Origin of the sequence: Paraburkholderia sp. GAS33 (genome assembly GCF_050436645.1) — a bacterium.
Lineage (GTDB): Bacteria > Pseudomonadota > Gammaproteobacteria > Burkholderiales > Burkholderiaceae > Paraburkholderia > Paraburkholderia phenazinium_B.
The window spans coordinates 211,833-225,389 of sequence record NZ_JBNDMP010000013.1; the positions used below are offsets into that span (position 1 = coordinate 211,833).

A 13,557-nucleotide genomic window follows, 5' to 3' on the forward strand; every position below is an offset into this window, starting at 1 on the left:
CGCGTCAATAAGCCTCGCCTCAGCGTCAGAGGCGATACTCCCATACTGTACTGGCTATCCATCGAGGCGGAAAGCATGCGGCGGCGCGCGATGCTGACCGGATTGCAATGTAGGGCGTTGTAACCAAGGTCCGAAATTAGCCGCCTAGCGCCCGACGACAGAGCGCGACGATCGCCTCGGGCGCAGCCTCTCTTGCAGCGGGCATAAAGCGACCCACAGGAGGCAGTCGCGATTCTCGAAAGCGGTCACACGCTACTTAATCGCGACTGCTCTTCCGGGCTTCGAGTGGGTCCAGCCCGGTTTTCCCCAGCCCTGCGCATTCCGCAATCTTATTCCGCTGGCGTGTAGGGTCGTTTGCCAGATTTCTTTCAGGGGTGTGAGACTACCCATGATTCGCAGCTCAACCTTCCGTGAATCCAGTTCAGCGATCAAGTTATCAAGGACGTCCATATGCGACGGAACGACAGGGATATTCGAAACCCACATTCCCGCGTCGTCGATATCCTCGAACTGATCAGCAGCTAGATGGTAACGATAGATGACGCCACTAGTGAGACGATCCAGCCACGCACGCTCAATGTGAGCAATAGCACGGCGGTTAGTCGTCTCGCCGAACCATGCAGTTCGATCCTTTTCACTTGTGTATTGCGTGGGCCAAACAACAATGCGTGGGCATTCGCGCGGAAAGAGGTACAACAACTCATGTGCCTCGTCCGTTGCCCAGACGAGTGGCCCGTTCAGCCGTTCTTGCCCCGCTGGTCTATCGACAGCGACCCGAACGGGGCGTGGGTGGAATATCGTTATATCCGGATCGTCGCTAAAGTGAAAAAGGCGCATTGTCATTTTGCAATGAGGCGGTTTCGGAAGAAGACGACACGCTCGACTTCCTCGAAGCCGAGGGCTCGGTGCAACGCCTGTCCGTCGAGATTGTCGATCTGTGTATCGGACGCGAACTCCGTGCAGCCGTGCGCTGAGCCCCACTGACCGGCGGCGGTGCATAACGCCCTCGCAATGCCAACTCGGCGCGCAGCCGGAACGACGTATATGCCTTCCAAGAAGAGCACGGGCGACGTCTTGCAACCGTTTACGTAGTCGTGGCGCAGTGCGGCTTCTGCGAACGCAATCAGCGAGTTTTCACAAGAAAAAGCGATGAAGTTCGCATAGCGATGTGGGTCGGCAAGCAATCGCTGAGTTTCGCTAATGTGGTCGTCCTCGCTCACGTGTTGCCAGAGCAGACGCCGCAACGATGACCACCCTGCGGTGTCTCGTGGCGAAGCAGCGCGAACTGTAAAGGTAAATGGAGGCATGCCGGTAAGTCGTCGCCTATGAGATGTACAGTGCCTAAGCAGAATAGCTGATTGTCAACCATCTGACCGAGCAATGAACGGCCAGTTGTGGCCGAACGATGCGATCCGACGCTTTTCCTGTAACCGACCAGCGGGGGGCATTCGCTCAGTATGAGATTTCGAAATGCGATTCCCGCTGGATCACGTGTGCGAGGTCGACACGATCGACCTGAAGCAATTCACGAAGAAAGACGGGGCGTACCTCAATTTCAGACAGCCGTTGCCGAGCAACCCACGAGAATGTAAGGCGCTTGCTCCCCTCGGACCCATGGTGCAAAACCGTCAAATCCAGCAACGGCGATCCAGCTTCCAGGCGCGCAATGAGATAGAGGCCAATCTCATGATTTGGCCGTCCGTTATGGCTGAAGAAATTTTCGACGATACAGAGAGTTTTCTCGATGTGGACGGAAGCGCCAACCTCTTCCCGCATCTCACGGATGACCGTCTGTGCGGCATGTTCTCCAGGCTCGACCCGGCCTCCGGGAAGACACCAGAAGTCGTCCCCCTCTACCTGATGCAGCAGCACGTATTCGTCTTGATAGATGACGGCGGCAGCCCTCAGATTGAAACGATGACTTCCGGTGTCAAACGAAATCATGATCTTGAGCTCGAAGATTTGTGAGCTGCCATTTTGGGCTAGGCATTTTGACGCGTGGTCGATCGTTGACGATCTTGGCCCTCACGTCGAACGTCGGCTCATGGCCGAACCCGGAATTTGTGGACAGCGGCGACTAGCCTATCGCTACAGCGCGCTCATTCAGAAGTTCCGATATCGTTGTGACGCTGTCAGATTACCGACGGACCCGAGTATTCAATTGTTGTCGATCTAGCTGCTGGCGTCGAACGGCGGTTCCTGGCGCGCTCTGCCCATCGCCGATCAGCGGCAGGGAGCTGCGGGTTACTCGATATCCTTAATCCGTTGATCGTCTTGCACGAGAGCATACACATAGACATCCCGCGGCATTGGCGAAACGTTGGGGTGCATCATATAAGCGCGAAGGACGCCTTCTCGTTTCATCCCAAGCTTTTCCATCACCCGTGCGGACGCAACGTTTTCGAGATCGCAGACTGCCTCGATGCGAAAGGTCGGCGGATTTGACGAAAACAGAAATTCGATGACCGCCGCGCATACTTCGGTCATGCAGCCTTTTCCCCAATAACTACGCGCTAAGACGTACCCAAGATTTACCCGATGACCGGTACGACGGAGCTCAATCATTCCGACGACACACTCGGTATCACGATCCTGTATGACAAATGGCTGAGACTGTCCTGAGGTCCATTGATCAATGCAATAGGTGACGAACTGCTTCGTCGCTTCAATGTTCGCATGCTTGCGCCAGACGAGATACTGAACGACGAGATCATCCTGCGCATAGGCGTCAAAGATTGCCGAAGCGTCAGACAAGTGAGGCTTTCGAAGTAGAAACCGGTTTGTTTGAATATGCAATTCTGTCATTGGGCTAATGTTTGGTCGACCTTAACAGCACGCGGAGGGAGTAGGTTAGATTGTCGGCGATTCTTGCGGCGACGTCGAAGGTCCGTTCCTGGCCGTACCTCGCCGGTAAAGGAATGTTTTGGCCTCAGTGCCGCCCCGTCGACTAGTCGTCGTTCAGGCGCGCATACAACTGGAAATTTCCTGGTATGCCACGGACAGTGCGAAACGAGCGAAGCAGCCCCTCGTGTCGATATCGGCATTTCTGCAGCACGCGTGCTGAGCCCACGTTCGTCTCAAGGACCGCTCCGTGAACGCGGACGAATCCAAATGCCGAGAACGACCACTGCGTCACCGCTGAACATACCGCGCTCGCAACTCCTTTTCCCCAATAGGCGGGCGCAAGGTCGTAAGCGATTTCCGCAGTACGGTTGACATCGGAGACGGTGTGAAACCCTATCGTGCCGATCAGTTCGCCGGTAAGATCATTGATGATCACCAACCGCCTGATTGAGGACGGCAATTCAGAGTCAAGCGCGTCAAACATCGGCCCTCTTTGTCGGACCACATACGCCTACCATTTGTGCTGAGATCTGGGCGATCCTGCCGACCAGGTCGCTCCCGCTTATTGAACGTAGTCAAGTGGCTGAACCGTGAAATCGAGGACCGCGCCAGCCCGGAGAACGACAAGCTTTATAAGAGCATCATTCAGCGCCCGTAGCTTGGACATGGTAGCCGAGACCACCGGTCCGGAGACTTCCTGTCCATTGATCTCGAATATGTGGTCCCCTTCTCGCAATCCGACTTCTGCGGCGGGCGATCCGTCTCTGATATAGCTGACGGTCGCAACATCACCGGTCAAGTATGCGATGCCGAAGCCCGCTCTGTTATAAGGCAGGATATAAGGGCTGCTCGAATCGTCAAGTCGCGTAAGCCAGAAACGCCGCCCCCTGTAATCGAACGTCACGGCGTGCGACCTCAGCAGAACGTCGCCCACGTCAGCGGCGAACTCTGAATCTGTATTCAGGCCCCCGTCGGCGTTCGAAAACATTCCAATGGTGTCGGCGAAATTTGTCGACCCGATCGTTATCGAGGGAATCCGGCCTACCTTGATCGCTACGCCGCCGCCCACAGCGGACAGCGCCCCTCCGATGTCATACAGCCGCTTTGGCATAGCCCCAGGATGAGCTATTCCGAACGTCCGGTTAACGAGGATTGCTCCATCAAATCCGGTGTCGATCCAGAAATAATCTACGGCACCGCCCATCTCACCTTCTACGGCCGGGACGGTGTGGTCGAGCGTCATAGGCGACGCGGGCGCATTGCCGACCGCGGCCTGAGCGGGCGTCAACGAGAGACTCACGGTACGCCGGGCAAAATCGAAAGTCGTCGTATAGCGCGCGAGCACTTCGTATCCAATCGATCCGGCAATCTGCGGGACGCCCCCTCCGGAACCCTGGTCGATTATCGAAACATACTGATCCCGCAGATGTGCGCTCCCTATGCGCAGATCCTTTATCCTGGAGAAGCGTGTCGTGACTGCAGAACCGGTCATCCCTGTCTCGTGCGCACCGCCAGATAACTTGAGGCCCGCCGCCGCAGCCGTAGCCGGTGTTATAGAAAGTGCACCGCCCGTGTCGAACAGAAAACTGAACGGACCTTTTCCGTTGATGAAAACGTTGACGAGAGGCAGACCTGCTGCGCCCATCGGCATCGTCGTGATGCCACCTCCGTCGATCCAATAGTCGCTCAACGTTGAATCGGGTTTGCCAGCCTTCGTAGCGATCACTTCCGGGGCAACACCAGTCTGTACCCGAGTGTCGCGTAGATCCCATTTATTGCCGTCGCGATCCACCACGCGCTGTCTGAAGGGAATCATTCGATTGCTGACGCGACGGTAGTCAGCGTATGTCGTTGTCGCCACATCCGGTTCATCCCTGCGTAACCAGCGCAGCGGCAAATGCGTCGCGTGAGAGACCCAGACCGTCGTTACTTTTCCTCCCTGTGGCCGCACTTCCAGCACGTCTGCAGTCTCACCATTTATCCGCTCAGTTCTCAGGAAGTTTATGTTCGCAGGCCAGCATCTGTTCGATATTCCGCCGGTTAGCCAATATGCATCGCTCACGATGCCTTGCCGAAATCCATCAAAATCCGCGTCGCTGACAACGCCGTTCGCATCTCTGACCCATGCGCGAGAGCCCGACACGCCAAACGCGAAATCTGCGGGACCCGCATCGGTAATCTGGATAGTGGCTACCTGCTCGTGCGGATCGGTGGCGATCAAGAATTTCCCGACGAAACCTTTTGAACGGGCAGTGCCTTCAATCAGAAAGGGGCGGCAGTCTGTCTGCTGTTTTGGATAACCGAGGTTATCTCGGCTGCTGACGCTTTGCTCCGTATTCGCAATATCGGGCGCTGGGTCCGCCCTCGCATCGTCAGCCGTCAATGCCATAAACGCCGTCAACGACAATACGATTGAACAAGACGATCGAATAAATAGAAATGACAGGTACCGTCGGCGCAGGGCAGTAACGAGCATGGGCAGGTTGGGCAATATGAGCGCGATGAAAGATAAATTGTACGGTCTGCAAAAATACTGCGAGTGGTAGTTGGCTACCCAAGCGCTTTAGGCAAGTTGTCAATTGTTGAGGTTCTGATCGTGCTTGTTTGTCGGTCACTCTTTCGCAAATACGGCAGGCCCCCCAAGGATCTCGCAAGGTCGCGAACGGTCGAAACGCAACTCAGCGTTTCGTGATGTCTCGAATATGAAGCTGATTTTAGACCCCCTCAGCCGTTATACGACAGTCCGTCACGGTCGCACCCGTTACGGGTGATTATTGACGTTCTATAGACGATGCCAAATGGGTCGTCCGTGGCCGAAGCCGGCTCAACGACGATGAACAGCAGCCGACCCATAAAAGACTTTCGGCTTTCTCGCAAACGGACGGTCACGAACAGCAACTCTGATCGTTCAGTCGAGAACTTGCGATCTTGACCTGCCGCTCATTTCGGTTGGACGATTCTTTCGTATTGTGCGCTATCGGCCTCATCTTTTGTCCAGCCCTCACCGGCGCCCACCCATGTTCTCTCGCATCTCATCGAATCGGGAAGCGCAAGTGGATCCCTCCCGTTGAGAAAGCAGAGATTGGTAGATACCGACGCAGGATTGATGGGCCGGCCCGACGCATCGTTCTTGCCTAGAAACGCTTGCACCTGGAGATCAATCTCAGCCTCACCGTCCAATCTCTGAGGCGGTACGACCCGTCTATCATCGACACTGACATCGAATTCCATCCCGGGAAGATCTCTGCCGGGCCAATGGTCCAGAATTGACACGACAGCCTTTTGACCCGCCCCGAGATCACACTCGAAGGGATGTTTTGAATATTGCTGGATGAATTTCCTCAGTTCGTATATCCCCTGCCTTGCCAGCGGTGCAGCTTGCGAGCATCCCACGTCGCACACATTCCACGTAATGAATGTGCTGACCTCAAGCCGGTTGATAGCGCCCATACACTGGATTCGAATGAAACTGTAGGGGGCATCTGCCCAAGCGCCCTGCGAGAGGAAAATTAGCCCAGCCAGTACGAAGGTCGCTCGCAAAACAACTCGCAACAGTTTGTAATCGGACATAACCCCTCCTGATTCATCGACTGCCAGATTGTCAACGATACATGCCTATACGTCGACTGGCCGGTTCTGGCCGGCTGTTGACAAGTGCATATCGCATAAATCAAGGCGGGACGGCCTACCACCGGATCGGCTCGCGACGGCGCCGCTCAGATGGTTGGGGCAAACTGCCGGCGGTATTTCACAAAGCCACGCTTGAGGTCGGCACGGAACCCGACATGTTCGAAGAATTTGTGGGCGTCGGCGCGGGAGGCCGAACTAAGCAACATCATCTTCGAACAATTCCGCGATAAGCAGTACTGCTCGACCTCACGTAGCAGAGCCTGTCCGATTCCATTTCCGCGGCATCGATAATCGACGACCAGATTTTCGATCACGGCGAAAGGTTGGCCGGCGTACATCACGTCTGCGCAAAGAGAGACCAGTACGGTAGCGCGGACGTCGCCATCAACCTCGCAGACGAACACCCGAGTGCGTGGGTCTTCCGCAATCATTTGAATCTGCGCTTCGGTGACATTCACGTTCACATCGTCCACCAACTGGCAATACAACGACTGGAGGGCCGCAGCGTCTGTGCGGTCTGCTACGCGAACGACCGGAAGGCAACTCATGATGTACCGTGAACGTTTCGGAAATAAACGTCGATTTTAGATCACTAGAGCCGCCGACTGGTGGTGTTGCCCGGGCAGCTGATTGTTGACGATTTAGAGAGCGCCCCCGACCGGCGGCTTCTGGCCGACCACCGCCCGACGATCCCGTTAGATGCGGATCTCATACAAGAGGCATAACGGCTCAAAGCGGACCTTAGCTGCGATGATTGAAGCGTCGTTAGCGTCCAAAACGCGTTTTTGCACCGATTTCAATCAGATACGGCGAGCGCCGTTTACAGGTCGCGCTTCATATAGCGAACCCACCCGATTCTTCCTTTGTCCCGGGTTCCCAGATCAACCCAGCCGGCCTTTGCATATGAACGGCGGCCGGCCTCATTCGCTTCGTCGACGGAAAGCATAATGGACTTGGTATCTGCCCACTGGGCCAAAAGCCACTCCGGCAGACGCCGGAGCGCCGCCGTTCCGATTCCCAAACCTTGAAATCGCAAGTCGATACGTAGGGCAGAAATGACGGCGGCTCCTGTTGAAACCCAACTCGGGGCGGCGTTTCGTCGCTTCAGGACGAGAAACCCAACAATTGTGTCCCCATTGAAGATAGCCGCGCCGCGGATGTCGCCAGTCAAATCCGATGTGCAAGCCTCCACCGCGCGATGAATCGGCCCGGCAAATTCAATCTGTTGATCGGAAATCTTCAAATTCTCAACGTCGATTTTCTGGGCTGGACTTAACTCGTCCCATCGGACGATGCGGATCACACGAGCCATTGGTTTTTCCAACTCGGCGGGCACGGGAAAGGCTAACGGGGACGCAGCGCCACACTCTACCACCTGTCCTCTGCGTCGAAATTGTTGACGATTCGGCACCGGCTGGTGACTGTCTCTTCATGGCCAAGGTGTGATGCCCGCCCCGCGTCCGAAGACACTACCATCGGTGGAGTCGCGCTCACAAGCCTCCGTCCACTTTTGGTCAGTCTCGCTTGAGTTCGACCAACTGGAGTTGCTCCTCGCCGACTGTTCGATATCTGAAAGGCACGAATCCGAAGGTGGAGTAAAGCGCCAAAGCCGGCTCGTTTCGCGCCCCTGTGGAGACTGTTACCACCTGGGTTCCGGCTGCGGCCAATAACGTCGATAACAGTTGTCGTGCCGCCCCTCGACGCTGGTATTGAGGCAGCACCGTCAGCGAAGAAATCGAAGGTGGCGTTTGAGCGTCAGACGATTCTATGCTCGCGACTCCAATCAGCACTTCATCAATGTACGCGCCGAAGAAACGATCGGTAGAACGCTGAATATCTGCAGCGGTCCTCTCAAGTGGGGGAAACCACGTGGCGTCCAGCAGTTTCGCTTCCTGCAAATAAGCAGCGTATTGAACCACCTGAATTTCCTCGGCGATCTTCTCGTTGGAGTTATCTATGGTTGAAACAAGGATGGACCTCATGGCATTACCGGAAATCAAATGTTGGACGGCAGGTACTCAACGATGGCGCATTGTCGACGATTTGAGTCGATGCGTCGAATGTCGCTTACTGGCCGAGGCCGTGTAAAAACGCGTGAGCCGGCAGTCTGTCGAGCGACTGGTGAGGCTGCGCCTTCGCAGCTTCGTGCCTTCTACGACTGAACTGATTGCGCCACGCCAGCAAGCATAGGCAGGTGTGAGATTACGCGCCTGCCAGCTTCATCGCTCGCAGTGTCTTTGCAAATCCGAGGATCTTCATGACGCGTTTGAGGTTGTACGCCAGCACATGCAAGCTCATTTCAGTCGAGACGTTCCGAAGCCTGCGCATCTGGAAGTGGGTTGAGCCCATCCAGTGCTTCAGCGTGCCAAACACGTGTTCGACCGTTCGTCGCCGTATTGTCATCGCGTCAAGCTGACGATCCAGTCTGCGTTGCATTCTGTCGAGTACCGCTTCGTGTTCCCATCGGCGAATGCGCCGATACGGGGCCGGCGTGCACTGTTTTCTGAGTGGACAGTGTGGGCAGGCACTGCTCCAGTAGGTCCGCAATTTCAGCAGATTGGCACTCTCCAACGAGGTGTAGCGGTATATCGCGCGTTGCCCCGCCGGACACAGATACTGGTCGTCTCTGGCGATGTAAATGAAGTCGGCCCGGTCGAAGCGGCCGTCAGCCTTTGCCCCCGAGGTTTGTGATTTGGGCACGAGGGCCGCAATACCCGCGTCGTCGCATGCCTTGATCTCTGGTGCGCTGAAATATCCACGGTCTGCCAGTGCCCTGATTTTCTTCTTGCCCATCGCGTCGCGCGCCGCTTTGGCCATCGGGCTCAACTGCGTCCGGTCATTGCCGACGTTCGTGACTTCGTGGGTTACGATGAGATGGTGCCGGGCGTCAACGGCAACCTGGACGTTATACCCAACCACGCCCGTACCCTTGGCCTGAGAGATCATCGAGCGTGAGTCCGGGTCGGTCAGCGAGATCTGCTTTTCCGGCAGATCGTTCAGAAGCTCCGCTGCGCGTTTCAGATCGCGCATCTGTTCACGCAGCGTCTCGATCTTCTCCCGTAGGCGTTCAGTCTTCGCTTCTACCTCGGCTGGCTGAGTGCGATCGGCGGTCTCTAGCGCGTCCAGATAACGCTGGATGCTTTGCTCGATCTGCTCCTGACGCCGCGCAATCTTGTTGGGCGTGAAGTTATTGTCGCGGCTGTTGACCGCCTTGAACTTGCTACCGTCGATGGCTACGACCGCTTGTGTGAACAGCTTCAGGTCCCGGCATATCATCACGAAGCGACGGCACACGTTGCGAATGCCTTCACCATTGCTCCGCCTGAACTCGGCAATCGTCTTGAAGTCTGGCGCAAGCCGGCCGGTCAGCCACATCAGTTCGACATTGCGTTGACACTCCCGCTCCAGACGACGGCTCGACTGCACACGATTGAGATAACCGTAGATATATATCTTGAGCAGCACTGCGGGGTGGTAAGACGGTCGCCCTGTGCTCGCGGGCATTGTTCCGTCGAATCCGAGGGATGCCAGTTCGAGTTCTTCGACGAATGCGTCGACAATCCGCACAGGATTATCTTCAGCGATAAAATCATCGAGACACTCCGGCAGCAGTGTCGTCTGACTGCGTTGCGCACCTTCGACAAATCGCCCCATCTGCGCCTCTCATTCCAGCAGTTTGATTCAGTCTAGGCGATCATTCGAGTTTTTACACAGCCTCGGCCGACCTCGGTCTGATGCAATTGGCATGATCTGCGTCTAGTTGACGGGGAGCGTTACAGCGCGATTGTTCACGCGAAGCGACTCTCCACTCGAGCCGTTTATTGGCCGTGTTGGCTCAATAATTCGGGAAGGTTAAGGCCGATGGTAGCCAATTGCGTCGTTACGTGAACACGCTCGATATAACCGTATTCGAACGCATTTCGTGGGCCGTCTCCGATGGTGCGTGAAAACATTCCAACTACCTGTCCGCTTGAATCGAACACCGGAGAGCCGCTGTTGCCCATTGAACCGTCGAGGTCGGTTCTGAAGTAATCGGACCGGTCCACTGACTTGACCTTCCCAGTCGAGACCCGCAGCGAGCCGTCTGCATCTGCGTAGTTGAGTTCGTTCAGCTTTTGCTTATTGCGCGCGCTACGCAGTGGAAATCCAGCCATCCAAACGGTCTCCCCCGGCTCCGCGATCCGTTCGCTGAGTGCCAGATATGCCTCGGGCGATGGCTCGATCCGAAGAAGCGCCGTGTCTTCCCGCAATTCGCTGACGTTTTCACCGGTCTTGCGCAATGCCCTTACTTGCGGAGGATTGGATACGAGCCATACAGCCTGCGCGTCGTGCCATTCCCACTCACCGGTCGATCCTCGCCGTGCAATCTGAGCCTTGAGTGATTTGCAAAGCGTCTCGATTGCTGCGACGCCGTTCTCTCGCTGATGATTAGCAACTTCCGCGGTCACAAGATGATAGTTTGTCAGCACGTATCCGTTGGGTGATATCGCGAAGCCGCTGCCTCCTCCATCCAGTTCGATTCGTGCCGGCCAGTCTGCATTACGCCGGACGAGTTTGGCGAACTCGTGTCGAACCATCCCCATCGCGAATACTGGATCATCGATCTTCTTCACGTCGTCCAGAGTGAAATAGCGGAACCAGCATTCCGACCCGTCCGGCAATGACTCATTGCGTGCGAGCGCAGCAGCTTCCTCGCTGCTGTTCGCAATGTCGATCACAAGAATAGTCTTTGGCATGATGCGTACCATCGATGCGATGAGCCTGTCTTTGTCGATCTGTGGCACGGCCAGTTTAGACGGGTCGAACATTCCTTCGGACATGCATACCTCATGGCATCGATAGTTGAACGATGACGGGGCAATCTGGCCCCGAATGCCGATTGTCGACCATTTCGGGACGACTGTCGAACGTCTCAAGTTGGCCGATCACCGACAGCTATCGACCGATGAGCTTGGTCAGGTATTGCGGCCATTCATGTGTAAGGGACCGCGTACAAGAAAAAAGTGCGTATCGTTATCTGTGTCGACTTTGAAGCCATGCCTCAAATATAGAGAAGCAACCGGGTTCCACTTGAGATACTCGAGCTTGACCGACTTCGCCTGATAGTCGGCCCTCCTTAGAACCGATCGAAGGACGACCGTACCTATTCCCTTCCGTTGATAGCACGGCAATAGATAGAACTCGCCAAACTGGATATGAGTAGAAGCTTCGTCTATGGCGACCGTGCCGGCTCGGCAACCGTCGACGGTGATAATGAACCATGTTCGTTCTCGCCAACGTTGCTCATGAACCCGGCGCTGCAGTTCGTCATCCCACCCCCAACGAACAGTAATGTGCGGGCCAAGAGGCGCGCGTTTGACCTCGAAGGCGAACTCTACATCGTCTTCCGTCGCCAATCGAAGCTCAAATAGCGCCGTCTCCTTAACCCCCTGTTGAGTTGGGTTCCACATGGTTCGATCATTCCCCCAGGTTATTAGCGATCTCTCACGATTGTTGCCGATTCGTCGGGCACTGTCGAAGGTCCGCAAGTGGCCGCACCCAACCGGACGGCGAGCTGCTTGCATCGGCCCTGAATGGGCTTTCCGCCTATCGAGTATCGTCGCTGTGGCGAGTTTCAGTCTCGCTAACGGTTATCGTTTCCGAAGCGGAACAGTAGGTAACCACCGAGTATCACGGCGGAGCCTATCGCCATTGCCGTGCCACAAACTCTTTCGAATCCACCGCCACGGATCGCCACGATCGCTGCGCATATCATCACGAAACCCGCTGTGACCGGCAGTAAGCTAGCTGCCTGCGATACACCCGCTTTTCTAGTCATATATCTTCCCGCGTAGAAGCTGCTATCGTTCGGCCAATTGCAGTGTGGATGGAATCTGAGCCGAGCGCAGCTGATGGTTAGCGATTCCGGCACTAGAGCCGAGTGACTGAAAGTGGCCGACCTGCGCCCCACGGCTAAACTCGAAGATCGTTTCGGGTACTCGTTTCATGCAAATGGCATAAGGCGACCCACTACAGCCCTTCGGCCCGACGGATAGCGGACCTTCGGCGGTGGTGGACTCGTGACCTCACCAAACACGACCGTCAAGGAATTTCATGCCCAGCCATAACTCGAGTAGTTGACTCCATCCCGAATGCAGCTTATGGCTTGGCGGACATAAGGGATCGTATTTCCTGGCAGATTCGAGTTATCTTTCCATGCCAGCAAATCATGTTTGTCAGTTTCGATTAATACAGGTTCGCCTTCCGGCTTACGTATCGCGAAGAAGAAACCGAGCCACTCGGTCCCGTCAGGATTGCGAACGTGGATGGTGTGGGCAAGTCGGAACGATTCTGGCGAAGCAGTAAGGCCGGTCTCCTCCGCGAGTTCCCGAGCAACTGCTACTTCCAGTCGCTCTTTGCAGTCTAGCGCTCCTGCCGGAAGGCTGAAATCGCCGTCGTGCCACCCGGTATTCGAGCGGCGTAGCATTAACACACGGTTACCGAATTCGACGTAAGCAAAGACACTAACGCTAAGTGCAAACCGTTCCCGACTTACCATATCATTCGTTCCTCACGGTCTCTTTGCGAGCAGACTCGGAATTATTTTTGAGTTCCCATCTTGATAACCTTCAACACGCCGCACGATTACACTTCCATCTTGTCATCCACCGAAGGTGATCGCAAGACCAGCGAACGATGCGGAACTTCAACGCGTATAACCTGATGTGCCGTTCCTGCCGGTACACACAGGACTTCACCAGCAGCGATGGTGAATAACTCTGCGTTAACGGCGATTACCATCGGACCTTCGAGAACGATGTAGATCTCGTCGCTTTCCCGGTGGGCATGGGCCACAGCATCCTGCCACGGTGTCGAGGTGTCGTTGAAGATGACTTGTAGCCCCTCGGACCGAAATGACAGCTCGTCAGTGGGGCTTCGTCCACTGATCAGGGCCCAGTGGCTCGTGGTCACTTCCAGCTTGCGGTGAATCGGTTTTCTCATGTCCGTTTAGTCCAGAAGAGAAGCACATTAATTCAAGCAGGTCGCTGTCACCTCATAGGCACTGTCGGTCGGCTGTCACGGTCCGCGCGATTGCCGCCTGAC

Annotated in this window: 14 protein-coding genes and 1 pseudogene; all 15 read right to left on the reverse strand. The window is 55.7% G+C overall.

What is annotated here, in order from left to right; genetic code table 11:
- Window positions 1-252: 252 nt before the first annotated feature.
- Complete coding sequence (locus P3T24_RS31610) at window positions 253-843, reverse strand: DUF6886 family protein (protein ID WP_429440653.1); 591 nt, start codon at window positions 841-843, stop codon at window positions 253-255.
- Complete coding sequence (gene aac(6') / locus P3T24_RS31615) at window positions 840-1,307, reverse strand: aminoglycoside 6'-N-acetyltransferase (protein ID WP_429440537.1); 468 nt, start codon at window positions 1,305-1,307, stop codon at window positions 840-842. Before aac(6') ends, P3T24_RS31610 begins: the two co-directional genes overlap by 4 nt.
- A 145-nt stretch (window positions 1,308-1,452) precedes the next feature.
- Window positions 1,453-1,944, reverse strand: coding sequence for an NUDIX hydrolase (locus P3T24_RS31620; protein WP_429440655.1), 492 nt, complete (start codon window positions 1,942-1,944; stop codon window positions 1,453-1,455).
- A gap of 300 nt (window positions 1,945-2,244) precedes the next feature.
- Window positions 2,245-2,805, reverse strand: a complete 561-nt coding sequence (locus P3T24_RS31625; protein WP_429440657.1) for a GNAT family N-acetyltransferase — start codon at window positions 2,803-2,805, stop codon at window positions 2,245-2,247.
- A gap of 142 nt (window positions 2,806-2,947) precedes the next feature.
- A pseudogene (locus P3T24_RS31630) lies at window positions 2,948-3,331 on the reverse strand (GNAT family N-acetyltransferase); the annotation flags it as partial.
- A gap of 75 nt (window positions 3,332-3,406) precedes the next feature.
- Complete coding sequence (locus P3T24_RS31635; RefSeq protein WP_429440658.1) at window positions 3,407-5,233, reverse strand: aspartyl protease family protein; 1,827 nt, start codon at window positions 5,231-5,233, stop codon at window positions 3,407-3,409.
- Window positions 5,234-5,784: 551 nt separating this feature from the next.
- Entirely contained in the window at window positions 5,785-6,414 is a 630-nt protein-coding gene (locus P3T24_RS31640; RefSeq protein WP_111936011.1) for a hypothetical protein, read from the reverse strand.
- Window positions 6,415-6,560: 146 nt separating this feature from the next.
- Window positions 6,561-6,932 carry a GNAT family N-acetyltransferase gene (locus P3T24_RS31645; RefSeq protein WP_429440660.1) on the reverse strand — a complete coding sequence of 124 codons (372 nt, stop codon included), beginning with the start codon at window positions 6,930-6,932 and terminating at the stop codon, window positions 6,561-6,563.
- Between the two features lie 362 nt (window positions 6,933-7,294).
- Entirely contained in the window at window positions 7,295-7,786 is a 492-nt protein-coding gene (locus P3T24_RS31650; RefSeq protein WP_429440662.1) for a GNAT family N-acetyltransferase, read from the reverse strand.
- A gap of 202 nt (window positions 7,787-7,988) precedes the next feature.
- Window positions 7,989-8,456, reverse strand: coding sequence for a GNAT family N-acetyltransferase (locus P3T24_RS31655; protein ID WP_429440664.1), 468 nt, complete (start codon window positions 8,454-8,456; stop codon window positions 7,989-7,991).
- 220 nt (window positions 8,457-8,676) lie between these two features.
- Window positions 8,677-10,128, reverse strand: coding sequence for an IS1182 family transposase (locus tag P3T24_RS31660; RefSeq protein ID WP_429440666.1), 1,452 nt, complete (start codon window positions 10,126-10,128; stop codon window positions 8,677-8,679).
- 164 nt (window positions 10,129-10,292) lie between these two features.
- Window positions 10,293-11,294 (reverse strand): S1 family peptidase, encoded by a 1,002-nt coding sequence (locus P3T24_RS31665; protein ID WP_429440668.1) that lies wholly within the window; start codon window positions 11,292-11,294, stop codon window positions 10,293-10,295.
- 135 nt (window positions 11,295-11,429) lie between these two features.
- The gene (locus P3T24_RS31670; protein WP_429440670.1) at window positions 11,430-11,924 is read right to left on the reverse strand and encodes a GNAT family N-acetyltransferase; all 495 of its coding nucleotides are present in this window, start codon (window positions 11,922-11,924) and stop codon (window positions 11,430-11,432) included.
- A gap of 641 nt (window positions 11,925-12,565) precedes the next feature.
- Window positions 12,566-13,012 (reverse strand): NUDIX hydrolase, encoded by a 447-nt coding sequence (locus P3T24_RS31675; RefSeq protein ID WP_429440671.1) that lies wholly within the window; start codon window positions 13,010-13,012, stop codon window positions 12,566-12,568.
- Between the two features lie 86 nt (window positions 13,013-13,098).
- On the reverse strand, window positions 13,099-13,455 hold the full coding sequence (locus tag P3T24_RS31680; protein WP_429440673.1) for a cupin domain-containing protein: 357 nt from the start codon (window positions 13,453-13,455) through the stop codon (window positions 13,099-13,101).
- Between the last annotated feature and the right edge of the window lie 102 nt (window positions 13,456-13,557).